The following is a 24367-nucleotide window of genomic DNA, read 5'->3' on the forward strand; positions in this document are numbered from 1 at the left end:
TATCTGTAAGGATCAGGATGCCAGCACCATCTCCGTCAACGATGCTCCGGCGGGCACCATGGGAAGAACCTTTTCTTCCCTGGCGACCTTGAACTCCATGATCACCGGCCCGGGGGTAGCGAATCCTTTCTTTATCACCGCTTCCACTTCTTCGGGTTTGGTTGCCTGAAAGCCCTTGGCGCCAAAGGCCTCGGCCAGCTTGATGAAATCGATGGGCAATTCCATACATGTTTGGGAATAGCGCTTGTCGAAGAACAGTTCCTGCCACTGGCGGACCATGCCAAGGAAATTGTTGTTCAGGATGCAGATTTTGACCGGAAGCCGGTTCTGAACCAGGGTTGCCAGTTCCTGCATGTTCATCTGAAAACCGCCGTCCCCACAGACGACGATCACCTGCCGCTTGGGGAATGCTGCCTGGGCACCCATGGCAGCAGGGAGGCCGAAACCCATGGTGCCGAGGCCACCGGAAGACAGCAGTGTTCTCGGCCGGTTGAATTTGAAGAACTGGGCCGTCCACATCTGGTGCTGGCCCACGTCCGTTGAGACGATGGCGTCCGGTTTACTCAATTCCCGCAGCTTCTGGATGACCAGCTGGGGCTTGATTACGGAAGCGCTGCTCTTGTATGTCATGGGGTGCTTGGCCTTCCAGGCCTCTATTTCCTGTGACCAGGGTACAATTTGCTTTTGGAAGGTAGCTGCTTTTTCAGCCTGACCGGCAAGTACCTTCAACAGCTGCTTGAGCACGTCCTTGACGTCGCCGACAATGGGCAGGTCAACCCGGACATTTTTCTTGATGGAGGTGGGATCCACATCAATATGGATAATCTGTGCATGTGGCGCAAATGAAGCAATCTTCCCGGTGACGCGGTCGTCGAAGCGGGCACCGACGGCTATCAGTAGATCGCAGTGCGAGACTGCCATGTTGGCATAATAGGTGCCATGCATGCCGAGGAGCCCGAGTGAAAGCGGATTATCCTCTGGAAATGCACCAAGCCCCATGAGGGTTGTAGTTACGGGCGCATTAAGCAGCTGGGCCAGCTTCGTCAGTTCCTCGGCGGCATTTCCCAGAATGACTCCGCCTCCAACATAGATAACCGGCTTTTTTGCTTCCAGAAGCAGTGTAATGGCTTTCTCTACCTGCTTCGGATGGCCGCCGACCGTCGGTTTGTAGCCGCGGATATCCACTGTTTCGGGATATTTGAATTCTGTGGTTGCTATCTGCACATCCTTGGGCAGATCGATGAGAACAGGACCGGGCCGGCCGGTCCGGGCGATGTAGAAGGCCTTTTTGACGATGGTCGCCAGGTCCTTCACATCCTTGACCAGAAAGTTGTGCTTGGTGCAGGGACGGGTGATGCCGATGATGTCGGCTTCCTGGAAAGCGTCATTGCCGATCAGTCCAGTGGGAACCTGACCGGTGATAATGACCATGGGGATGGAATCCATATAGGCGGTGGCGATGCCGGTTATGGTATTGGTGGCACCGGGGCCGGAGGTGGCAATGGCCACGCCGACCTTGCCGGTTGCCCGGGCATAACCGTCGGCGGCATGGACACCGGCCTGTTCATGGCGGGGCAGGATGTGACGGATCTCCTTGAATGAAAAAATCTCGTCATAAAGATTGATGACCGTACCGCCGGGATAACCGAAGACCGTATCGACCCCTTCAAGCTTCAGACATTCCAGAAGAATTCTTGCCCCGTTCATTTTCATAATAAATCTCCTGCCACTGTAAAACCGACTGGCGGTTTACAAGCTTTAGACTGCACCTTGCCGAGTTTGATTGGTATTAATCTGCAGAAGTAACTGCACCGGTGTTGGCGGAGGTGACTACCTTGGCATAGCGTGCAAGCCAGCCGGTGCGGATCTTGGGCGCCGGCGCCTGCCAGTTGCGGCGGCGCTTTGCCAGGGTTTCATCATCAACCAGGAGTTGCAACCGACGGCCGGGAATATCCAGCTCGATCCGGTCCCCTTCTTCCACCAGGGCGATGGGTCCACCTTCGGCAGCTTCGGGCGAGATATGGCCGATGCAGGGGCCGCGGGTGCCTCCGGAAAAACGTCCGTCGGTAATGAGGGCTACGGAGTCCCCAAGGCCAAGTCCCATGATGGCGGCGGTTGGAGCCAGCATCTCCCTCATCCCGGGACCACCCTTCGGGCCTTCATAGCGGATCACGACACAGTCTCCGGCAACTATCTTCCCTTCCATAATGGCAGCCATGGCGGCTTCTTCCGAGTCGAAGCAGCGAGCGGTGCCGGTGAAATTCATCATGGCCGCCGACACACCAGACTGTTTGACTACCGCACCTTTCGGGGCAATATTGCCGGAGAGGATGGCAATGCCTCCCTCTTTCTTGACCGGATTCGACAGGGGGCGGATAACCGTTTCGTCCACATTGGCGATGCTTGCAGCCAGTTGTTTGATGGTCAATCCCATAACCGTGGGATTATCCTTTATCTTGTCCCCCAGTTGCATGAGCACGCCTGCGACGCCTCCTGCCGTATCAAGATCTTCCATGAAGTGCTCCCCGGCCGGATTCATGGATGCCAGCTGCGGCGTTTCCTTGGCAAGAATATCGAAGGTTTCCAGAGGGAGTTCTACCTCGGCTTCATGGGCAATTGCCAGAAGATGCAGGACGGTATTGGATGATCCGCCCAATGCCAAATCGACGCGGATGGCGTTCTCGAAGGCGGCCCGGGTAAGGATGCTGCGCGGTGTCACATTATCTTTCACCAGATCGACGATGCGCTCTCCCGAGGCAAAGGCAATGCGGCGCTTCAGGGCGGATACCGCCAGGGCGGTGCCGCAGCGGGGCAGGCTCATGCCGAGGGTTTCAGTGAGGATGGCCATGGTGTTGGCGGTGAAAAGCCCTTGGCAGGAACCCATGCCGGGACAGGCGTTGTCTTCACAGACCTGCAGCTCCTGGGCATCGATGACACCGGCTTTGTAACGGGCCATGGCTTCGAAAGTGTCGGTAACAAATGAATATTTACGTCCTGCTTCGCCGCGGCCACTCATCATCGGCCCGGCGGTCACGACGATACAGGGGATGTCCAGACGGGCAGCAGCCATGAGCATGCCGGGGGTGATTTTGTCACAGTTGGTCAGAAGCACGAGTCCGTCAAGACGATGGGCCTCGGCCACCGATTCCACCATGTCGGCAATCAGTTCGCGGGTCGGCAGGCTGTAATGCATACCCTTGTGGCCCATGGAGATACCGTCGCACACTCCGGGAATACCGAAGAAAAATGCATAACCTCCGCCGCTGTGAATGCCCTTCTCTATATATCGTTCAAGATCCCGCATGCCCACATGGCCGGGAATCAGATCGGTAAAACTTGTGGCAACGCCGATGAACGGCTTCTCCATCTGGCTCTGGGGGACGCCGGTGCCCTTGAGGAGCGCCCGGTGCGGAGTCCGCTCCAGTCCCTTCTTGATCATATCGCTACGCATGGTAAACCCCTGACTGCACGAAAAAGTGAATATCGAAAATAATACATTATCCGGCAGCTGTCAACTGCAATAAAATGTCGTTATAACTGCTAAATTATGCTGGAAAGGCCTGTTTTCGATATGAACGAACCCATGGCGTGCGCGTGCGATGGCAAGTCAGAACGGTACCGGTGGCTAAAGGGATGCAGGGTCGGTAAACGGTACCGGCTTTGGCTTCCCCTGCGATTTTTCAGCGGGTGCCGGTAACGATGATGGTTGTCTACCGGAGGAGGCTGGCGCTGAATGGGTCCGGGGAGACAGCGTAATATGGTAACGAAGGGGGTTGTGGGGCGAGGATAGATCCACTGGCGCCGCCGGGCTCTTCATATTACCCAGCAAAGAGTCCGACTTGAAGGCCTGGAGCAGGTAAGGCCGAGGTCTTACTATTTCAATGACATATTCTCCACTGGCATCAGTAGGCGTACTGATGTAGATCCTGTTCCTGCCATTACTGGGCTGGTCAGGGTCCAGCAGGTTAACTACCGCCAGGGAGACAGGATTGCCTGCCGGGTCGCGTACGGTTCCCGTTACCGTGACAAGTTCCGTATCTTTTGATCGACTGCCGGTGGGGGAGGTTTCATGTGGCGGCAAGTTGCTCCTGTCATTACTCCGCGTCAGCGTTATGGTCGAGTTATTGGTTACAGTGACAATCTGAGCAAGGGGACCTTCAATCGGCAAACGGCGCTTTGGATCAGGCTGCGTTGCAAAAACACCGCTGCCGATGCTGATGCCGGAGGCGATCAGGTAGGTCCCCGGGGGGAGCATCATGGAGAATGCACCGTCCGCTCCACATGGAACAGCAAAAAACGGTGCGGAGTAGGACGAGGTTGGAGCTTTATCAGTGGTATAGGCAAAGGCCGCGCAACGCAGGGGTTCCTTTTCCATCTGCAGTCGCCCGTTTATCGTGCCATAGGCAAAGCTGGAGGTGGCAGTAGTGAAAAGGAACGCCACTGAGTATGTCAGAGTTTTCATTATTCCTGCCATAGTCGTTGCCGTTTCTCCGTTTATGGGCAGTAGTTTTTGCTTCCGTCGAAGCCAGGCATGGCAATGCTTGCCGGTGTGCTTGCCGTTCCGTAGGAGATGACCTCAACGTTGTCGATAAGGGTGCGTAGTTCAGTCGGAGCAGCGTTTGTACGATTGTTGAAGGTAACTATCCAGACGTAGTCGGGAGTCATGGTGCTAGTTTCCTCATTGGATGTTGTCTGGCTCCAGCCGTTACCAGCCTTGCGGTAATAATGCATCGTTTTGCCGCGTCTGCTGGCCTTGATGCCGCTGGCCTGCAGTTTTTCTCCGGTGTACCAGGAGCCAATCGTAGTGCCAACACCCCGAACCCATTTGATACTGTCAAAGTATGGCCCATAGGTACTGTTGTCGTAGCCGAAACCCACATCATTCCTCAGAGTGCCGGCTGCACTGTTGGGGAAATAGATGCGTAAACGGTTGTATACGTTGTAGGCATTCATGGTATCGGGAATAGTACCTGGCAGATCGATAGTGAAGTCATAGTTGATATCAAAATCGCCGGTAAAGAAATCGAGGCGGTTCAAGCCGAGCTGGGCAAAGTTGTAAGAGTTTACCGCGATGCCACCTGGAACTTGTGTATAAAGCTCTGCTTTGCCCGATGTATCCCACGATACCCGCACCGTGCCATCGATATCGGTGGCATTAACCGGCGGTGTAGTAAAATCTTCATTGCCGTCGCCGTGGCGGTGTCTGCCCCATGGTGCCCAGTCGGTGAGGGATAGCCCGGCAGAGAAGTCATCGAAGAAGCGGCGATAGGGCCGGACGCGGTAGGTGCGGTTTGCTCCGGGAAAAAGTCCGCTCTTGTCGGTAAAGGTAAGTTCCGGCATGGCTACCAGTGCCAGCGTCTTGATGGTTCCGTCAGCCTCGATGGCCTCCACAACATGACCGTCGATGGTTACGGTTGCAGACCCCGGTGTCCAGGAGACAGTGGTGGCAAATGGGTTTTGCGTTATCACCGTAACGGTGGGGGCACCCATGGCAGAGGTCCGGCCGCACAGTTCCTGCCCGATAGTCGAGTCACCGTTGGCATTTGTAGCTGCCAACGCGTAACAGTATACGGTGTCCGGCTGGAGATTCGAGTCTGTTACCACTGCGGTTCCTGCCTTGGGCGCTGCACACGAGATGGTCGGGTAGACAGACCCGCAATAATCTTCGAAATAGGGAAACGCTGCTGTCTTTATGTAATTCTGTCCTGCTGCGAGGCTGCCATCGCGGCGGTAGATCTTGTAGGATTCGGCCCCCTTTGTCAGGTGGAAAGCTATTTCCATGCTGGTGTCGGAGAGCTGGCGGGGCATAGGGTCCTCGGGGGGGCTGGGGACCGTTACCACCTGCACCGCAGGGGAAGGCACAGAGTCTCCGCCGCCATTGACTGCTTTGACACGGTACCAGTAGTTTCCACCGGCTGTGAGGCCGCTGTCCGGATAGGATAGGACATTCTGGTTGCTGACCAGTGTCCACGTTGCATTATCGGTGGAGCGTTCCAGCTTGTAACCGGTGGCACCGGTAGAACTGCTCCAGTTAACTGTTGCCTGGGTGGCTGTCACTGCCGAGACGGAGGTGATAGCCGGAGCTGTGCAAAGCGTCCAGAAGTTCTGGACTACTGCGTTGTTGGATTCCGTGGACTTACCCATTGACTCGACTTTTAACTGATATTGGGTCCCGGGAACAAGAGCGCTAATGGTCAAAGGACTCGGCGTCCAGTTGTGGGGCGCCGACAGTGGCCCGCTCCAGGCACTGTCGGCTGTTTTCTTGTAATAGATGTTATAGGAATACGCTTCATCAATTCGGCTGTAACTTACGGTGGCGGAGTAATCTGTCGACATAACCGAGGAGACAGCCGGCGGATTGGGCATAGTCTGGACATATTTGTCAGTAGGACTTATCGTCTGCGATTCGATTACAGTACCGTAGAAGTTCATCTTGACAGACCCCATGATGCCTGTGCCTCGCGAGGGGGTGTAAGTGTAGCTGCAGCTTTGGGTCGCGCAGCTGACAGTGGTTAACAGACTGGCTGAGGACCAGTAGGCCGGATAGGTTTCCGGAAGACCACCGGCATAGTACTGGTATGGTTGCACGTAAATATCAAAATTTGCGGCAGCCGGATAACGGGTATTATTCCAGTCAAATCGGATCGTTGTTGCCGTTTGGGTTGAGAGTGTCAGTGACGGTGGAGCCGGAGGAGCCTGGGCAGTATTGCAGGATTCTGCCGAAAAGGCATCTGCCGGGCCACCGGCGGCTGTATACGCTCTGATTCGATAACAATATTCGATGCCGTTGGCGACTGTCGTATCGGTCCAACTGAGGGTGTTGGCGGCAAGTCCCGACTTGACGGTTGTCCAGTTGGTATCCGGGGGCAGGCGGCGCTGGACATCGAAATAATCCTCCGTCGTATTGGTCCATACCGGTTTCAACTGAGTGGAAGCCGGTATTTCCACGTTAGTCAGGGTTACGGCAAGAGGCATGAAGACGAGAATCTTGTTGCTGTCGATAGAATTACCCCCGCTGTTCTTGGCACCGACAGAGACGTTATATGCGCGGTAACCGCCGTAAGGGGACACCGTGCCGTTGGTAACGTCGGCTGCCAGAGAGATATAGCTAGGGTTGCTGTTATTACAGTAGGTAGCGGGACTGGTAGTAATCTCGCTTACGGTACCGTAGCAGGCATAGGCTCTCAATTCATACCCCGTATTGCCGGTAACCTGGGACCAGGAGCCGTTGATGGAGGTCGTGCTGTTGGCTGTGGCGGTCAGCAATGTCGGCGGGTTGAGCCATGTTGTCACAGATATCTCAGGGCTTGGTGTGGGGTTCTCAATTCCCTTGTAGACCGAGAAATAGCGGTAAAAATAGGTCGTATTCGGTAATAGCCCGCTGTCGTCAAATCTTGGATGAGTCCCGATTGCCACGATATTGCCGACGGTGGACCATGTTCCTCCAGTGCCCGTTTTACGCTCGACACGGTAATCCGTTACATTGTTGGCAGCGTTGAATGATCGAATGGTCAACGTTGACGCACCGGTGGCATAGTAATCGATCCAGCCCCTGGTAATGGGTTCCGGCATAGTCGGCACCATGAATTCCGGCGAAGGCAGAGAAAAAAAGCCGCTGATATTCCTGGCGGAGAGGCGGTAATAATAAGTGGTTTGTGGTGTCAATAACGAATCGTCATAAAAAACGGTGTTGGCCGGCAGGTCGGCGATGGTTTGCCAGGCGCCGCCGGTGTCGGTTTTGCGTTCCAGGCGGTAGCCGGTATTTCCTGCAACATTCGACCACAGGGTGCGTGCAGAGGTTGTGGTGATGTCGGCATATGAAGAAATCACAGGTGCGTCCAGGGTAGTTGTGGAGCATATCTCGGTGTGACGGGTTGTTACCGAATTGAAGGATGCATATATGCGCCAGCAGTACTCGGTGTTTTTTCCCAAGCCGCTGTCGGTGAAGGTGGTTGCATTGGCTGCCAGTTGGCCGTTTGTCGTGCCCTGCGGTGCAACCCAGACGCCGGAATCCTTGATGCTGCGCATGACATAGGGTGTCGCCCCACTGGTAACGTTTGACCAGGCAAGGACAACCTTGGTGTAATCGGCCTGGGGCGTTGCTGTCACTCCAAAGGGCATTATTGCCAAGTCGTTGACAACCTTTAGAGCTAGAAAGTCCTTGTCTCCAGAGGCAGAAGTGGTGTAACCGGCGACAAAACCCTCACCGAACTTATTGACGGCGATTGTTGCAGCGTGATCGTCCTTGCTTGCCGCTCCGTTATAGAGGAACGATTTGACATAGTCCAGGCTATCGGTATAGATGGCCGCTATGATATTGGTGTTGGGGGATGCGCCGCTGTCCGCTGAAAGGTATACATAGCCCGATGGGTCGATGCTCAAGCCGGTAAGGATATCGTCGCTGCCGGGATTGCGCAGCTCAGCCTGCTTTTTAAGGGTCCCGGCAGTATCGTAGCGGAGCAGCGTAAGATCGCGGTCTGTGGTATGGGAATAGCCATCTCCGGCCACGACTACTTCATTGGCAAAGGGATCATAGGCTATCTTGCGGGAAGCGAAACTGGTTGCCGATGTATCGAGGGGATAGGTCCTGGTCCATCTGCGATCGGCCGTGCCGTTTGCCTCTCCCCAGTATTTGATGGTCGTCATTCTGGTATACCCTGATGCACTGTCGGTGATATAGCCGGTTACGTACACATCATTATTGGCGTCAATAGTCAGGGACAGGGCCCGGTTGTCTCCCGTATTGCCATAGGTGTCACTCCAGACCATTGAACCGCTCACAGCATCGAACTTTGCCGTAAACCAGCTGTTGTTGCCGGTTTTTTCCACCCGTCCTGCGACAATGACGTTGCCTGCGGTGTCGACAGCCACGGCTGCCGGGTATTCATTGCCCCCCAGATCCTTTTCGGCGGTGAATTGAACTGTACCGGTGGCGGAGAGCTTCCTGACAAAAAGATTTATGTTGGTGAGATCGGCGTTGCCATGACCGGCAACGGCAATCCAGTAGGGAGCTACCCCCTGCACGGCCACCACATCCGACTGATCGGCGAGTCTGCCGCTGCTGTTCAACTGGTCTGTCCACACGGGCTCAGCTTCACCCAGGCCGTCAAGTGCCGGTGAAAGTGCATACTTGAGGGTCCAGACGGAAGGAATGTTGCCGACTCCAGTCACATTCTGCATGGATGTGCCGGTAACTATCGTTTCCCTGTTCTGGTCTACGGCCAGGGCTACGATCTCATCATCCTCGTCATAGCCCCCATCACGCTGATCTTTCCAATTCAGAGCAAAATCAGTGCGATTGAGCTTGATTGTGTAATAGTCCTTTGACGGGGTGCTGATACCGTTTTGATCGGAGAATACTGTACCGGTAACTACCAAGTTTCCTCCCCAGTAACAGGCAGCGTCAGTGGCCATGTCGTCCCCGTTTGCCGGGTCTCCATAGGAATATGTCAGCACAGGTGCAGAGAAATTGACAATTCTCGTCAGGGCAGCGGCCTCTGGGGAATAGTCGCTGTAAGTAGTGTTGTCGAAGGCCCTGACTCTGAAATAGTATTCCGTATCGGCAAGGAGGTCGGAAATTTCATAGGAAACGGCATTCATCCCTGCCTGGTCCGGAGCGGCAATGGTATAGGCATTGTTGGTCCAGGCGCCGTTTACTCCGATCTTGATATCCACCAGAAAGCTGGTTTCCGTTTCCGAGTTGTCCTGAAAGGTCAGCCGCACCGAAGCATTGCTCAGCACCTCGGTGGACAGACCTGTCGGGGGATCGAGAAGTCCTTTTTCCTGGCGCAGTATAAGCAGGTCGATGTCGTCCTTGTCGTAAACGTAGTACAGGTCTCCTGCAGCAACCGCATAGGGGAGCGCTTCGGCGGAAGCAAGGAACAGGGTGGTGGCGTCGTTGCCTTGAATGCGGCGGAAAACGTCCTTGTTCTGGCTGCTGACCATGTAGAGGGAGTATCCAGCCCATTGGTTCGGCGTCCAGGACTTGCTGCTGTTCCGGAGGTCCGTTTTTGAACCGCCGGTTGCTGCCTGGGTGCCTCCGTCGAGGGGTTGCGTACGGTCTGTCCAGGCAGCGGCAGCAACTCCTTGTCCGGCAAGACCTATGCCCACCGGCAAAGAGCTGTTGCCGATTATCCCGCTCCATTCCTTGTTCCAGAGGATTCGCCCGTTTTTTCGGCTCAATTTCATGGTCACGATTTTTTTGATTCCGGCATAATCGCGCCACCCGGCAATGAATATGCCGCTGGAAGAGTCCACCGTAAGGGCGGTTGCGCCGGCGGCATTGGCCGATCCTGCATCGAAGGTCGTGCTCCATACGGTATCGGGAACAGGTGTGCCATTCTTGTGATACTTGATGGCATGGAGCTTTGAAAATGCAGGCAAGGTGCCGATGGTTGCCGCAACATAAACATCACCCGACGAATCCATGGCAATCGCTACCGGTTGATCATCGAAACCGGCATCGTGACTTGCTTCCCAGACAGGCGTTGCCGATGCAGGCGTAAGTTCGGCGGTGTAGAGATCGCCGCCACGGCCATTGGTAAGGTAGCCGGTGACCACAACATTGCCTGTCGCAGAAAATGCCAGAGCGGTCCCACGGTCGTTAAATGAAGTCAGTCCTCCTTTGGGCCAGACGCCGATGCGAGTGCCGTCCGCCTGCCACATGACCGTTGCCATGTCCAGATCGGTACCGTTGAATGTTTCACCAGTGAGGGCAATGGTCGCACCATCTGCGGAGACGGCCACGGCGTAGGCGCGGTCCTTACCAGTGCCGTTATGGGTACGTGTCCACAGCGGGGTATTGTCACCGGTTCTGTTGTTGTCGAAAGCGAGAAGCAGGTAGTCATCATCATTGCCGTTGCTGCTGTACCCTCCCAGATAAACCCGGTCCATGACCGGATCATATGCCAGTGCCTGGGTAACATCCGCCATGGTGCCGGTCCCGGACCATGTTTTGCTCCAGACCTCGGCAGGGATGCTTGTGCCGTTATCATGGTACCTGGTCACATGAACGTCATAACCGCCGCCATTCATAACAGTGGCGGCGACAATGGCATCCCCCCATTTATCGATGACCACTGCAGTGCCCTGATCACTTCCTCCTGAAAAATCTTTGCTTGCACGCCAGATAATTGAGCCGTCGGCGGCGTACTTGACGGTATAGAGATCGTCATTGCCGTCGCTGGCAAGGCTCTGGAATCCGGTGACAACCATTGCCCCGGTGGAAGGAATAACGGCTGATGCCTTCCCTTCCTGTTTACCTTTGCGCTGGTCCAGAAGAGGGTGACCGGGCAAATCGCTGCCGCCACTGCCGAAAACAGTCGAGGCTAAAGAAAGGAACATGGCTATGGATAAAAAGGTCTTTTTCATGTCATTTCTCCATCACTTGCTGTAGCTGCGGGGTGGCACGCTGCTCGGCCATGGCGTTACATTGTTCCACATGTTTTCCTGGGGCCATTGGTCCGGGACTGTCTGGAATTCATCTATGACGGAGGGGTAAGGAGGCGTAATGGTAATATCTGTCCGCCGTAAATGGCATTGGGTAAAGGCTTCATATTTGTACGGGTCTGCCTTGTAAGCTGCATCGCTTGGCAGTATTTTGTCCGTGATGGTACCCCCAATGGGAAAACCCCAGTGGCCACCGGTCAAATCTCCCCCGTACGTGGCGCTAAGGTCTGTGGCCGCAACCTTGCCTCCGGATGAGAGCCGGCCCCGATGCTGGTAGTCCAGGCAGTTTGTAACCATCAGCCGCGGCAGTCCCGATGAGTGGGGCTGGTGGCACTTGGAGCAGGTAAAAGAATGCTCGGTATTGGCTCCCCAGCCCTTGACGGTTTCGTGGACTCGGTCACGGGATTTCCAGGGGGTGTTCTTGTTGATGCCGTCGGTAAGTTTTTCCTGCTGATGGCAGCGCGTGCACAATCCGGCAAACTGCCTGTCATTTTCGGCAACACGGCTGGTATTGAAGGTATTACGATCACTGTTCCAGCCAAGCAGCACAGGAACTGTAGGCCTTCTGTTGTCCCAACCTGTGGGCACACTGTAATCCCTGGCAGGGGGGCCACCCCAGCTGTAGGGAGGAATTGCCCTGCCACCACTGGTACTCAGAGGTGGTGCATCTTCCTTATAGGGGTTGGTCATCCAGGTTCCCTTCAGCAGCGGCACAGCATAGGGCATCTGCTCTCCCATTGTCGGCGAAACGCCATGGGGATCGTGGCAGGGTGTACAGAGGCCGTTGATGCGCTCATGGGTCGTATAGTTGAGCAAGCTGGAGGCGGAAAAGTGGGTGCCGGCAACGGTTGTCTTGCTGCGGTAGGGGAAACGGGTGTAGCGCCCCTTGGTACCGCCGCCGAATTTGGGGCTGTCATCGTAGCCAATGATCGGCTGGCTGGCGCTGAAGGTGGACTGATACCCCCAGGGCCTGGTTAAGGAAGCATTCTGGGTTTCATGACAGTCGAAGCATTGACCGGCCCCGGCTTCATAGGCATTCTTGCCCGTTGCATTCTTCTGCGCCATGTACGTCGTGGCATATCCTCCCTTGCCGTTCTGTGTTTCCTTGAGATTTCCCCCGTTACGGGTGTTGTTGAAGGTCACGTAGCTGGTGGTGGTTCCGTTGACCTTTGAGCCGTGAGAGTTGTGGCAGTCATAACACTGAACATTAATTGAACTTGCTCTGGTATTGGGGGGCGCGGCGTCATAGCCGTTTGCCGCATCCCATCCTCCCTGGTTGGCGGTTGCATTGCCGTGGGCTGAGAATGCCTTGACGACGGTATCCTTGCGGTTGGCGTTGGGCCAGCTGCCGGAATTGACCTTGCCCCAGGTGGTGGTTCCCTTCTGCTGATAGCGTGAGGCGATGGATTGTCCATCCCATGCATACTGGCGCGGAGTCTTGCAGTCATTGAAAGGGGTAGCGGAATTATTCTGATCGGAATGGCAGGAGATGCAGTGGTTGTTGAGTTTACCTACCTCCTCTCGCTCATTGACCGTGGCAATGCGGTTGGCGGTGAACTGGATGGCGGAAGTTGCGCTGTAGAAGGTGGGACGCCGCTCCTTCTGCCAGACGACCAGGTCGACCTTTGCATCTTTCACTCCGGAGTAGGAATTGAAGTTGAAGCCTTCATGGTAGGTGGCATCGATGGTGCCGAACTCGGTTGCCTCCCAGTGACAGGCATAGCACTGGCGGCCGGTCAGCGTTACTCCCTGTACATGATGGGAATTGCTGTTGAACTGGCCTATCACATCTCCCCGGTTACCGATGGATCCCGCATGACATTTGACGCAGACAACCGGCAAACCGAAGGCCACGTGCTTGGGTACCGGCTTGGCATTGCTGTGACAGGAGTTGCAGGGCTGGGAATCGGCGTGCCCGTCGGCGAAGCGGTGCATGTGGCAGGTGGTGCAGATCTTGTTGGAATTGTGGCCGTCACTGAAATTGCTCAGATAATGTTTCGAATCGGGTCCGTGGCAGACATTGCAGAGTCTAGTTGAGTCACCGGCATAATCGAGGCCCCTCGTCTTTTGGGTAAAGGATACTGCGGCCCTGGTAATCGGGCGTCCATACTTGCCATCGGTGGTGGTGGCTACCTGGCTTTGGATCATGTAGATATTGCTGTCGCCGTGGGGATCATGGCAGTCCCAGCAGAATTTGCCTCCTTTCCAGACGCCGTTTGTCTGGTAGGAATTCCAGTGCTTTTTGCCGAAGTGTGCGGCCGAGGCCCGTGCCTGCTTCGGTTTGATGAACCCTGTTCCCGGATTGTAGCCCAGGGAGTATTTGCCGGGGTTGCTTGGCGGGGGCGCGTGGCAGAATGTACACTGTCCGCCCGAATCGTCGTCATGGCACTGCAGGCAGACACCCATCATTACGTACTGATTCTTTATGTCCGCTTTCTGGGCGGTGGTCCATGTTCCGGCACCAGTGGAATGCCCTTTGTGTCCGCCTGAAGAGAAAAGACCGTCGTCGCTGTCGTGACAGCCGGTAGCGGTGCAGCCATTCAGCCAGCCATGATCCGGCCAGTCCGTGCGCGTCTCCCCCGTTCTCAGTTTTACCATGATGCCGCTCATGGTTGCCTGGGGGGCAAGACTCTCAGTCTGGCTCACATGGCACTGGATACATTCATAATCCTTGTGTTCCATATGGCAGTATGCGCATTCCTTGTCGAAGCGCTGCTCGTACTGGGGGTGCTTTTTCAACCTGAAATAGTTTTCCTCGCCCCCGTGGACGACGGTGTTGTCGTGGCAATACCAGCAGGGGTTACTGGGGAAATTGGCAGCAGGATTATTGGACCAGGGATAGCGGCCTGCTGTGGAATAACGGCCATGTCCGGTGGTCACCCACTGGCTCAGGTTAACTTTTGCCATGGTGCCGTTATTGAAGGCGGTAAAGGTGTCGACATCGGTATCCATGGTCCCGTGACAGTTCAGGCAGATGATGCTGGAATCTATGGATGCCCCCCACTGCGGGTTGGAAGTACCCGTATGGCAACGGGTGTTTGAGCACGTCTTGCTACTTCTGTTGTATGAACCTCCTGCCCTGAACAAGACGTCGCTGATCTTGTTGACGTGATAGGCCGGGTTGATATGGGCGATTTCGCCCATGTTGCCGGCAGGGAGTCCCCCTGCATGGCAGGTCTCGCAATCACCATTGACGACAGTGGCTGTATGGCAGTTACCGCATGTGAATGATGTTCCGGTATGGCGGGGGTGGGAGTTTGCCCTTACTTCACCAGGCCCTTCATTGCGGAATATGGGCATCGCAGCACGCCATTCCGAACCTGTGGTCCAGCCGGTATAGACCGCCCAGGTTCTGCCGTCGTGGGTGGTACCGTCATGACAGCCGGAGGCGTTGCAAGTTCCGGTAATGGGGTGGCCATGGCAGGCATTGCAGCGTGACCATCCCTTGTTGGGCCAATTAGGCTGCTTAACTTCCTCGTCCAGGGGGTTGGCCGTACCGTCGGAGTGGCAGTAGACGTTGCTGCAGATTTTGGAATCCGGATTATAGGAGGGCGCAGGGCGCCCATCTATTGCCCATTGAGAATCGATTACCACCTGCTTCGAGCCATCGGCATGTCTGGTCATGTCCTTGATACTTCCTGCTGCATTCACTGTCTGGTTATGGCAGTAGCTGCAGGGATACTTGCGGATCCACTGGGGCCCCACATGCTTGGCATGGGCATTGGTGGAGATATTGACGAAGGGGGTACAGGCGCCGTGTTCGCTGTCCCAGACCCCGCCGATCTCGGCGCAATTGGCTACAGTAGAGTCGGAGGTGAGCCCCTTGTGGCAGTAAAAGCATTTATACGGTCCCGCTTCGTTCCATGCCGGTGTCCTGAAACCCTGCTGGCCAAGGGCGTTGGAATGACAGTAGGTGTTGGTGCATTGCTTTGTCGACTCGCCGAAACTGCCACCCTCTTTTAATGCAACATCCTTCTGCCCGTCAACATGCCTGTTCCGGTCACTAATGGCTGCCGAGCCAGTGACGGTGGTGCTGTGGCATTTGTCGCACTGGTACTGGTAATCACCGGCATGCTTGTCGTGACGAGGACTCATGGAGGAGGTATCGCTGTTTCCGCCATGGCAGCCGGTACAAGTGACGCTTCCTCCCCAGGTGGGGGTGGCGGAGACGGTACCCCTGCCGTCAGGACTGCCGTTGGAATGGCAGTAGATGCCGCTGCAGGTGCCATTTCTATTCTTATTTTGTGAAGGCAGATAATTAGTGTTCGTCATGACACCTGAATATGAGCCGCCACCGTTTGGGTGCGTTGTAAATTGAAGTAGGATGGGCCGATGTCCGGCGCTAGTTGCATGGGAAAAGGTGTTGTGGCCGGGATGGCATTTGCTGCAGCTGTGCTCGTCGGTACCGTAGTAGTCGCCATGTTTCTTCCCGGAACCAGTGGTGGCAGGGTGACTGCCGTTGGCGGGGGGGAGGCCATGGCAGTTGCCGCAGGCAGGCTGATTCTGAGGAAACGGGTTTCCCCACAGGGGGGTATCGGACTCGAAGTGGCAATTGACGTTGGTGCACTTGCCGAGGACAGGTTCTGCCGTCTGGGGGAACGGTGTTGTCCAGTTGCGGAATGCCGAGGTGTGGTTCTTGTAAAGCGCCGGTTCTGGCGAAGGGGAATTATTTATGTTCGGGGTGAGGCTGATCAGCCCGTCACGGTGGGAGGACGTATAGTCCTGGCTGCCGCGGTGGCAGATGCTGCAGCTTGCCGGTCCGGCTGCCAGGGGAAGATGTGCTCTGTGTTTGCCCTGAAAGCCGCCGGTGGTGATATTGCGGTAGGTGTCGTCAACCGGCCGGTAATCATGCGTACTGCGAGAGCCGTGACAGTCGTAACAGGAAATGGACGCTGCCGCAGTTCCGGATAACAAAGTCAGCAACATCAATGTCCATAAGCAGCTTGTCATCCGCCTTATAACGGTGCCGTACATGTTGCCTCCTGCAAGCCTGACAGGCCAAAGCTGTTGCCGTACGGCCAGCTTGTCCTATAGGCGGCTATTAATGTTATTTCTTTATAATGAGTTCTTAATCTCGCGCGTGAGCTATCGGTATATACTTTTTAAATAGAAAATTCCCGCTGAAATACAGGCAAGATCAGCCGGAACAATGGCTTATTGGCGGCCTCGATTGTCACTGGGAGGCGATAAACACCTGAAATAACTAAAAAATACCGTGGCAGAGGCATAAGGTGTAAAAAATAATGCAAATATACAACCAAATTGTATTAATTAAAACACGTTGTGAAAATGGCGCAGTGGTTCAGGGGTGCCTGTGAAGTTTGGCCAGTTCGGCTTCGGACGGCCTTATATAGATGGGATTAAGTTCGGCAAGCGGAATGGTTTTGCCTTTGGTGAAAAGGTCTGCTGCAAGGAGAGCCCCGGCAGAGGCGCGGGGTTGATGGACATTCCAGGGGGCGAAGAAGGCATCGGCTCCCTTGGATGAGGTGATCAGGTCCCGGTATTTTTCCGCCCCCTCACCGACGAATATGGCCGGACCGATGATCTGTTTCAGAAAATCGGCCGGAGGAAGGACGCAATCAGCAGCCAGAGGCAGGGGCACTTCATTGCAGCGGTATGCACCTGCGTAAACCTCTTTTTTCCGGGCATCGAACATGGGACAAACCGTATATGAGCTCCACGGGAGATTCCCGGCTAGCATGGCCAGTGAAGAAAAGCCGACGACCGGTTTGTCTGCGGCCAGCGCCAGGCCTTTTACCGTTGCCACTCCGACTCGTACCCCGGTGAATGAGCCGGGTCCAAGGGCGACGGCAAAACCGTCCAGATCGCAGGTCCGAATCCCGGCATCGCTTAGCAGGGTATCGACGCAGGACAGAAGCCGGTTGGTCAGTGTTCTGTCAAGCTGGAGCAGGTACTCTCCCGCCAGACGCTGATCAATGGTCAGTGCTACACTGCAGGTGCTGGTGGAGGTGTCGATGGTGAGAAGCTTCAATGGGTGGCTTCCTTGCAAAGGTCATTACGGTAGTTATTGATTTTGTCCGATGAAGTATCTGGCAATATCGTTATAGAAAGCAAGGACCATCAGGCTTATCAACAATACCAGGCCAATCTGCTGGGCGATTTCCCGCGCTTTTGGACTGATCGGCTTCCGGAATACTATTTCCCAGAGGTAGAAAAAAAGATGGCCCCCATCCAGAATCGGCACAGGAAGCAGGTTTAAAATTCCAAGGTTGACTGAAAGAAGTGCGACGAAGGCGAGAAAACTGACACTTCCTTCAGCGGCCTGCTGGCCGGCCATCTTGACGATCATGATCGGTCCGCCGATGGTATCCAGCGGAATGGCTCTTTCTACCAGTTTTACCAGGGACAGGACAGTTATCTTGATGACATTCCAGGTCTGGGCGCTACCTTTGGTAAACGCATCAACCGGACCGAAATGATCGATGACGATTTCCCCAGCCGAAACGATTCCCAAAACCGGTGTAGTAACAGTGTCCCCCAGGAGATTCTTTGCTGTTCGTTTTTCAGGAGTTATGCGGAAGTTGAGAGTCTTGCCCTCCCTCTGCACCTGCAGTTCCACCGGTTGTCCCTTTCCTTCGATAATGGTGGAGGAAAGTTCTTCCCAGCGATTGACAACCTTACCGTTAATGGCGGTAACCATGTCTTTAGCCTGCACTCCGGCGCGGGCTGCAGGCTTGTCCTTGACGACTTCGCCGATTTTGGTGGTTGCTGCCGGTACACCGACCATATAGACGATGATGAAGATGAAATAGGCAAAAAGAAGGTTAAACAAAGGTCCCGCGGCAACAATGACTATTCTTTGCAGGGGAGGCTTGGCTGCAAAGGAGCGGGCTTTGTCCTCTTCGGTAAGCTCGGCGTCTTCTCCTTCGCCGACCATTTTCACATAGCCGCCAAGGGGAAATGCGGAAAGAAGGTACTCGGTTTCGCCAATCTTTTTGCCGATTATCTTGGGACCGAAACCGAGGGAAAACTTGTCGACGCCGACGCCGAACCATTTGGCAAAGATGAAATGCCCCAGTTCGTGGATGAAGATAAGAGCCCCAAGGGCGATGATTGCCGATATTACGCTCTGCATTCGTTTCCCCTGTAAAATGTTGCTGGAGTAAAATTCATATTTTCAAGCATACGACTCAAAAGGATTGGAGAAGTTCCGAACACCTCTCGCGGCCCCATTGATCGATTTCAATTACATCTTCGATGCTGGAAAGGCTGCGGGGATGATGAAGATCCATGGTTTTTTCAATTGAACGGGCGATGTCCGTGAACTTTATTCTGCCGGATAAAAACGCAGCTACAGCCACTTCGTTGGCGGCATTCATGACGGTCGGCATGCTCTCCCCATCTTTCATTGCCCGGTAAGCCAGTTGCAGCGCCGGGAAGCGTACTACATCCGGATTAAAGAAGGTAAGTCCTGAAAGCGTTGTAAGATCCAGCGGCTTTACCCCAGTCGGCACCCTGCCGGGATAGGTGAGGGCGTAGGCGATCGGTGCCTTCATGTCTGGAATGCCCATCTGGGCCATGACACATCCATCATTATATTCTACCATGGAATGAATGATGCTTTGCGGATGGATATTAACCGAGATTTTCTCTGCCGGCATGTCGAACAGCCAACTGGCTTCGATGACTTCAAGTCCCTTGTTCATCATGGAGGCTGAATCGATGGTGATCTTCTGTCCCATGCTCCAGTTGGGATGATTGAGGGCGTCCTTTACCGTCACCTGTGCTAGTTTTTCTCCTGAGAGGTTGAGGAACGGGCCGCCGGAAGCGGTGAGAATGATCCGCCTTACGTCCTCCTTGCGATGTCCCTGCAGCGATTGAAAGACGGCGCTGTGCTCGCTGTCTACAGGATAGAGCTTGACACCACGGGTCTTGACCATATCCATGATAAGGCGGCCAGCCGTGACGAGAGTCTCTTTATTGGCAAGAGCGATATCCTTGCCTGCCTCGATGGCTGCGGACGTGGGAAGCAATCCGGCAGCTCCGACGATGGCTGCGACTACCATGTTGGTATCCGAGGCTGTTGCAGCAGCGATCATTCCCTCTACACCATACATGACTGCGGTCTTTCTGCAGGAAAGCATTCCTTCCAGTTTCAAGGCAAGCTCTTCATTCTTGACGGCGACCAGCTGCGGCGCAAATGCATCGATCTGCTCCTTCAGCAAATCAATATTTTCTCCGGCTGTAAGAGCAATGATCTTGAATTTTTCCGGGTGTGCCGCGACTATTTCCAGCGTGCTGACGCCGATCGATCCGGTGGAACCGAGGATGGTAAGATTTTTCATTGCGCCTCACTTTGAAGAATATGAATCATGGTCTGAAAATGAAATAGGCGTAGAAGAAAGCCGCCGGGGCAGCAAAAAGTATGCTGTCGAGACGATCAAGAATTCCGCCGTGGCCGGGGATAATGGTTCCCGAATCCTTGACACCGCAACTCCTCTTGAGAAGGGATTCGAAAAGATCGCCCAACTGCCCGAGCACGCCAAGGAGAACGGCGGTCAGGATACAGTCCAAAAAAGAGAGTTGGGGAAAAAAAATCAGTTTTGTTGCCACTGCACCGAAAATGCTGCCGAAGAGGCCGCCAAGGGAGCCTTCGACGCTTTTTTTCGGGCTTACTTCGGGGTAGAGCCTGGTCCGGCCCCAGGTCGAACCGCAGTAGTAGGCGGCGCTATCGCCGCTCATGACGATGACGAGCATGAGCAGAATCCACTGTTTGCCATATTCGAGATTGCGCAGCAGGATGAGATGCCCCAGTAGCAGCGGAACATATAGCAATCCCATCATCATCAGCGCCGATTCCTGGGCGGCTTGCCTGATGTCCCGGAACCTGAAGAGAATGACAAGTGAAAAGCAGAGGACAAAGGCTGATATGGCGGTAAGAATAACGATGCGATCGGCAGGGAAAAAGGATGTCAGGACCAATGCACCGGCAACTGCTGCCACTCGTCCCTCCGTCTTTCTGTCGGGCATTGCCATCTGATAAAATTCAGCAAGTCCCAGGAGGGAGACAATGATAATGAAACAGGAGAAGGCGAATGGAGTCCCCTTGACGATGAGCAGTATGAGCAGGGGCAAAAGAACTATTGCAGTGGCTAGCCGTTTGATATGTCACTCCTCTTCCGTACTGTGGCTTGTCAAGCGGTAGGCATTCCGGTCTGCAGCTGGTCGCTGGTTTTGCCGAACCTGCGTTCCCGCGATTGATAATGGTGGAATGCCTTATACAACTCCTTTTTGTCGAAATCAGGCCAGTTCACATCGCTGAAGTAAAGCTCGGTGTAGGCCAACTGCCAGAGGAGAAAATTGCTGATCCGCATCTCTCCACTTGTTCTGATAAGAAAATCGGGTTCCGGCATGGCTGCAGTGTAAAGGTAATTGTTGAAGGTCTTCTCGTCGATTTCCTCTGGTTTGATGTTGCCTGCAGCAACATCACAGGCAATCTTCCTGGCAGCACCGGCTATTTCCTGTCGCCCTCCATAGGAGAGAGCAAGAGTCAGGAGCATACCAGTGTTGGTCTCGGTCTTGGCGATGGCCGCACTGATTTCCGCGTTGATGTCGGCGGGCAGTTCGGTCCGATTGCCGATGACATTGAAACGGATGTTGTTGCTCATCATGCGGCCGAGTTCGGATCGGACAAATTTCTTCAGCAGGGCCATGAGGGCTTTTACTTCTGTTTTCGGCCTCAACCAGTTCTCGGCTGAGAAGGCGAACAGCGTCAGATAGGCAATTTCCAGCTTTGAGCATTCTTCCACTATCAGGCGGACGGTTTCCACGCCCTTCTGATGTCCAACGATTCTTTTCAACATCTGTTGCTTTGCCCAGCGTCCATTACCATCCATAATCACTGCCAGGTGGTGGGGGAGACTGCTCTTGTCAAATCTGTGCATACACCTTCCCAAGAAATCGACACCGTCAGGCTATCTGACGATAGAACATGCTGTTACCGGGTACTGGCCAAGGAACATCTCTTCAAATAAAAAAATCCCCTGGTGAGAGGGGGAAACCGCTTTTCAAGTATAGTGCAAGGCAAATTGTGCTGCCAATTGCTGACAGAGGAGGCATCAAACTTCCATAACCTCTTTTTCCTTGTGGAGCAACACTTCGTCAATCCGTGCCACATGGCTGTTGGTCACATCCTGGACATCCTTCTCCGCACGTTTCAAGTCATCTTCGGAGATTTTCTTTTCCTTTTCCAGCTTCTTCAGGTCGTCGATTGCTTCACGGCGGATATTCCTCACCGCGACTTTCGCATCCTCGGCAAATTTCTTAAGCTGCTTGACGATCTCTTTGCGCCTTTCCTCTGTAAGAGGAGGGAGGTTCAGACGGATGAGCTTACCGTCATTGGCGGGGGTGAGCCCCAGGTTGGCATTCATTATTGCCTTCTCAATGGGGGGGATCATTTTTGCATCCCAAGGCTGCAGGGTTATGGTACGGGGCTCGGGGACTGCAAGGGTTGCAACCTGATTCAGCGGTGACAGCGTACCATAGAAGTCGACCTTTATCTCATCGAGAAGGCTGGTGCTGGCGCGACCAGTGCGAACCTTCTGGTATTCCTTGCGCAGTGAATCAATAGTCTTGTCCATATGACTGCTCATGCCGCTAATGACATCCTTGGTCATGCTATTCTCCTTTCACTATGGTGCCGATCGGTTCGCCGCAAACGACTTTTTTAACATTTCCGTCAGTGGTGACATCGAAAACTATAATCGGGAGGTTGTTATCCATGCACAGGGAGGTGGCGGTTGCGTCCATAACCTGCAGCCCTTTTTTCAGCACTTCGATATAGGTGAGCTGGGCGAATTTGACAGCATTGACATCCTTTTTCGGATCGGCAGTATACACGCCGTCAACCTTTGTTCCCTTGAGGATCACCTCGGCGCCTACCTCCATTGCCCTGAGGCTGGCGGCCGTGTCGGTGGTGAAATAGGGATTGCCGGTACCTGCGCCGAAGATGACCACTCTCCCTTTTTCCAGGTGTCTGATGGCCCGACGGCGGATGTATGGTTCGGCAACTTCCTGCATGGCAATGGCCGATTGGACACGCGTATCAACGCCTACCTTCTCCAGTGCGTCCTGCATGGCCAGCGAGTTGATCATGGTGGCCAGCATGCCCATATAGTCGGCGCTGGCGCGATCCATGCCCTTGGAGGACGCTGCCAGCCCGCGGAAAATGTTGCCTCCGCCGATGACCAGGGAAAGTTGCACCCCGCAGGCAACGACCTCTTTTATCTCATTGGCGATAGTCGTAATGGTTTTGGGTTCGATGCCGTATCCCTGTTCGCCGGCAAGCGCTTCCCCTGAAAGTTTCAGAAGGACCCTTTTGTATCGTAGCTTGCTCATGATCGTTACCTTCATTTTATATGCGGAGTTATGTCTACAACACAAAAAAGGCCGGCCACTGAAATGGCCGGCCTCTTATTGCCTGTCAGGCGCCGGCAGCGGCAGCAACTTCCGCTGCAAAATCGCTTTCTTTCTTTTCCAACCCTTCGCCGAGATTGAATTTTGCGAACCGTCGGATGCTGATATTCTCACCGATGGTGGCGATCGTCTCATTCAGATACGTTTGGACGGTTTTGTCCGGGTCCTTGACGAACGCCTGCTCAAGGAGGCAGATATCGCCATAGAATTTGTTGACCTGCCCCTCAATGATCTTCTCGACTATGTTGTCGGGTTTGCCGCTTTCCTTGGCCTTTGCCCGGTATATTTCCTTTTCCCGCTCCAGTACGGAAGGATCGACCTCTTCACGGCGCACGTAGAGCGGGGATGCCGCGGCAATGTGCATGGCGACGTCTTTGACGAAATTCTGGAAACCTTCATTCTTGGCGACGAAATCCGTTTCGCAGTTTACTTCGACAAGCACGCCGATCTTCCCGCCGGCATGGATGTAAGAGCCGACCAGACCTTCGGTGGCAGCCCGACCGGCTTTCTTGGAAGCGGCGGCAAGTCCCTTCTTGCGCAGGTAATCGACAGCCTGCTCGTGATCTCCACCGGTTTCCGTCAGCGCTTTCTTGCAATCCATCAGGCCTGCGCCCGTAGCTTTTCTCAATTCATTAACTTGCGTAGCTGTAATACTCACTTTTATCCTCCAAGATCAGTGCTGATCTGAATGCGTTTTTTTTAAAATTATGCTTCAGCAACAGTTCCTTCGCCTGTTTCTTCACCTGCAGCAAACTCAGCTCCCTCAGTGTCTGTTTGAAGCTGGGTATTGCGCGCCTGGCCTCCTTCGATCATGGCGTCGGCGACCTTGCTGGTGAGAAGGCGAATGGCACGAATGGCGTCGTCGTTGCCAGGGATAACGTAGTCGATGTTATCAGGATCGCAGTTGGTATCGACGATGGCGACAACGGGAATGCCGAGTTTTTTCGCTTCGCTGACGGCAATCTCCTCGTTTTTCGGATCAATGACGAAAAGCAGGCCGGGGAGCTTGTTCATGCCCTTGATGCCGCCAAGGGTCTTCTCCAGTTTAACCCGCTCCTTTTCCATCTGCAGGGCTTCCTTTTTGGTATACGCTTCAATGGTTCCGTCCGCGAACATGGCGTCGATTCGCTTAAGCCGCTCTATGCTCTGTTTGACAGTGGAGAAGTTGGTAAGCATTCCACCCAGCCAGCGATCATTGACGAAGAACATTCCGCAACGCTGTGCCTCTTCGGCAACGGAGTCCTGTGCCTGCTTCTTGGTGCCGACGAAAAGCATTGTCTCGCCTGCTTGAGCCGCTTCAAATACGAAATTATAGGCGCTCTTGAAAAGTCTGACCGTCTTCTGCAGGTCAATTATGTAGATTCCGTTACGGGCGCCAAAGATGTAAGGCTTCATCTTCGGGTTCCATCTCTTTGTCTGGTGACCGAAATGGACGCCAGCTTCCAGCAGTTCCTTCATGGTGATGTTCGACATATTGTTTCTC

The 24367-nt window shown here is 54.4% G+C and carries 14 protein-coding genes; all 14 read right to left on the bottom strand.

Translation table 11 applies throughout. The features are described 5' to 3' along the window. Positions 1-12 precede the first annotated feature (12 nt). The 14 genes from ilvB to rpsB all read right to left on the bottom strand — a co-directional run bounded on the left by ilvB (position 13) and on the right by rpsB (position 24357). The gene (gene ilvB, locus GEOB_RS07510) at positions 13-1713 is read right to left on the bottom strand and encodes a biosynthetic-type acetolactate synthase large subunit (RefSeq protein ID WP_012646597.1); all 1701 of its coding nucleotides are present in this window, start codon (positions 1711-1713) and stop codon (positions 13-15) included. A gap of 76 nt (positions 1714-1789) precedes the next feature. Beyond that, a complete protein-coding gene (gene ilvD / locus GEOB_RS07515) occupies positions 1790-3451 on the bottom strand; it encodes a dihydroxy-acid dehydratase (RefSeq protein WP_012646598.1) in 1662 nt (553 codons plus the stop codon). Positions 3452-3625: 174 nt separating this feature from the next. After that, positions 3626-4462 carry a carboxypeptidase-like regulatory domain-containing protein gene (locus GEOB_RS07520; RefSeq protein WP_195892565.1) on the bottom strand — a complete coding sequence of 279 codons (837 nt, stop codon included), beginning with the start codon at positions 4460-4462 and terminating at the stop codon, positions 3626-3628. A 32-nt stretch (positions 4463-4494) separates the two neighbouring features. Then, on the bottom strand, positions 4495-11370 hold the full coding sequence (locus GEOB_RS07525) for a fibronectin type III domain-containing protein (RefSeq protein ID WP_012646600.1): 6876 nt from the start codon (positions 11368-11370) through the stop codon (positions 4495-4497). A gap of 12 nt (positions 11371-11382) precedes the next feature. Continuing rightward, positions 11383-16422: a CxxxxCH/CxxCH domain c-type cytochrome gene (locus GEOB_RS07530; RefSeq protein WP_012646601.1), complete on the bottom strand. Its 5040-nt coding sequence runs from the start codon at positions 16420-16422 to the stop codon at positions 11383-11385. Positions 16423-16750: 328 nt separating this feature from the next. Then, a complete protein-coding gene (tsaB, locus tag GEOB_RS07535; protein ID WP_012646602.1) occupies positions 16751-17440 on the bottom strand; it encodes a tRNA (adenosine(37)-N6)-threonylcarbamoyltransferase complex dimerization subunit type 1 TsaB in 690 nt (229 codons plus the stop codon). A 33-nt stretch (positions 17441-17473) separates the two neighbouring features. Continuing rightward, positions 17474-18544: an RIP metalloprotease RseP gene (gene rseP / locus GEOB_RS07540; protein ID WP_012646603.1), complete on the bottom strand. Its 1071-nt coding sequence runs from the start codon at positions 18542-18544 to the stop codon at positions 17474-17476. Positions 18545-18599: 55 nt separating this feature from the next. Then, positions 18600-19754 carry a 1-deoxy-D-xylulose-5-phosphate reductoisomerase gene (locus GEOB_RS07545; RefSeq protein WP_012646604.1) on the bottom strand — a complete coding sequence of 385 codons (1155 nt, stop codon included), beginning with the start codon at positions 19752-19754 and terminating at the stop codon, positions 18600-18602. A gap of 25 nt (positions 19755-19779) precedes the next feature. After that, positions 19780-20574, bottom strand: coding sequence for a phosphatidate cytidylyltransferase (locus GEOB_RS07550; RefSeq protein WP_041267092.1), 795 nt, complete (start codon positions 20572-20574; stop codon positions 19780-19782). 29 nt (positions 20575-20603) lie between these two features. Further along, on the bottom strand, positions 20604-21353 hold the full coding sequence (locus GEOB_RS07555; RefSeq protein WP_012646606.1) for an isoprenyl transferase: 750 nt from the start codon (positions 21351-21353) through the stop codon (positions 20604-20606). A 174-nt stretch (positions 21354-21527) separates the two neighbouring features. Continuing rightward, positions 21528-22085 (bottom strand): ribosome recycling factor, encoded by a 558-nt coding sequence (gene frr / locus GEOB_RS07560; RefSeq protein WP_012646607.1) that lies wholly within the window; start codon positions 22083-22085, stop codon positions 21528-21530. A gap of 1 nt (position 22086) precedes the next feature. After that, positions 22087-22806, bottom strand: a complete 720-nt coding sequence (gene pyrH / locus GEOB_RS07565; protein ID WP_012646608.1) for a UMP kinase — start codon at positions 22804-22806, stop codon at positions 22087-22089. 85 nt (positions 22807-22891) lie between these two features. Then, positions 22892-23542 (bottom strand): translation elongation factor Ts, encoded by a 651-nt coding sequence (gene tsf / locus GEOB_RS07570; protein ID WP_012646609.1) that lies wholly within the window; start codon positions 23540-23542, stop codon positions 22892-22894. Positions 23543-23589: 47 nt separating this feature from the next. Continuing rightward, a complete protein-coding gene (rpsB, locus tag GEOB_RS07575; protein ID WP_012646610.1) occupies positions 23590-24357 on the bottom strand; it encodes a 30S ribosomal protein S2 in 768 nt (255 codons plus the stop codon). Positions 24358-24367: the final 10 nt, after the last annotated feature.

The sequence above is a fragment of the Geotalea daltonii FRC-32 genome, from assembly GCF_000022265.1.
In the GTDB taxonomy this organism is placed as follows: Bacteria; Desulfobacterota; Desulfuromonadia; order Geobacterales; family Geobacteraceae; genus Geotalea; species Geotalea daltonii.

Coding starts and splice junctions, on each gene's coding strand:
- ilvB (WP_012646597.1), bottom strand. CDS start 1,713: ATGAAAATGAACGGGGCAAGAATTCTTCTGGAATGTCTGAAGCTTGAA.
- ilvD (WP_012646598.1), bottom strand. CDS start 3,451: ATGCGTAGCGATATGATCAAGAAGGGACTGGAGCGGACTCCGCACCGG.
- GEOB_RS07520 (WP_195892565.1), bottom strand. CDS start 4,462: ATGAAAACTCTGACATACTCAGTGGCGTTCCTTTTCACTACTGCCACC.
- GEOB_RS07525 (WP_012646600.1), bottom strand. CDS start 11,370: ATGAAAAAGACCTTTTTATCCATAGCCATGTTCCTTTCTTTAGCCTCG.
- GEOB_RS07530 (WP_012646601.1), bottom strand. CDS start 16,422: ATGTACGGCACCGTTATAAGGCGGATGACAAGCTGCTTATGGACATTG.
- rseP (WP_012646603.1), bottom strand. CDS start 18,544: ATGCAGAGCGTAATATCGGCAATCATCGCCCTTGGGGCTCTTATCTTC.
- GEOB_RS07545 (WP_012646604.1), bottom strand. CDS start 19,754: ATGAAAAATCTTACCATCCTCGGTTCCACCGGATCGATCGGCGTCAGC.
- GEOB_RS07555 (WP_012646606.1), bottom strand. CDS start 21,353: ATGCACAGATTTGACAAGAGCAGTCTCCCCCACCACCTGGCAGTGATT.
- frr (WP_012646607.1), bottom strand. CDS start 22,085: ATGACCAAGGATGTCATTAGCGGCATGAGCAGTCATATGGACAAGACT.
- pyrH (WP_012646608.1), bottom strand. CDS start 22,806: ATGAGCAAGCTACGATACAAAAGGGTCCTTCTGAAACTTTCAGGGGAA.
- rpsB (WP_012646610.1), bottom strand. CDS start 24,357: ATGTCGAACATCACCATGAAGGAACTGCTGGAAGCTGGCGTCCATTTC.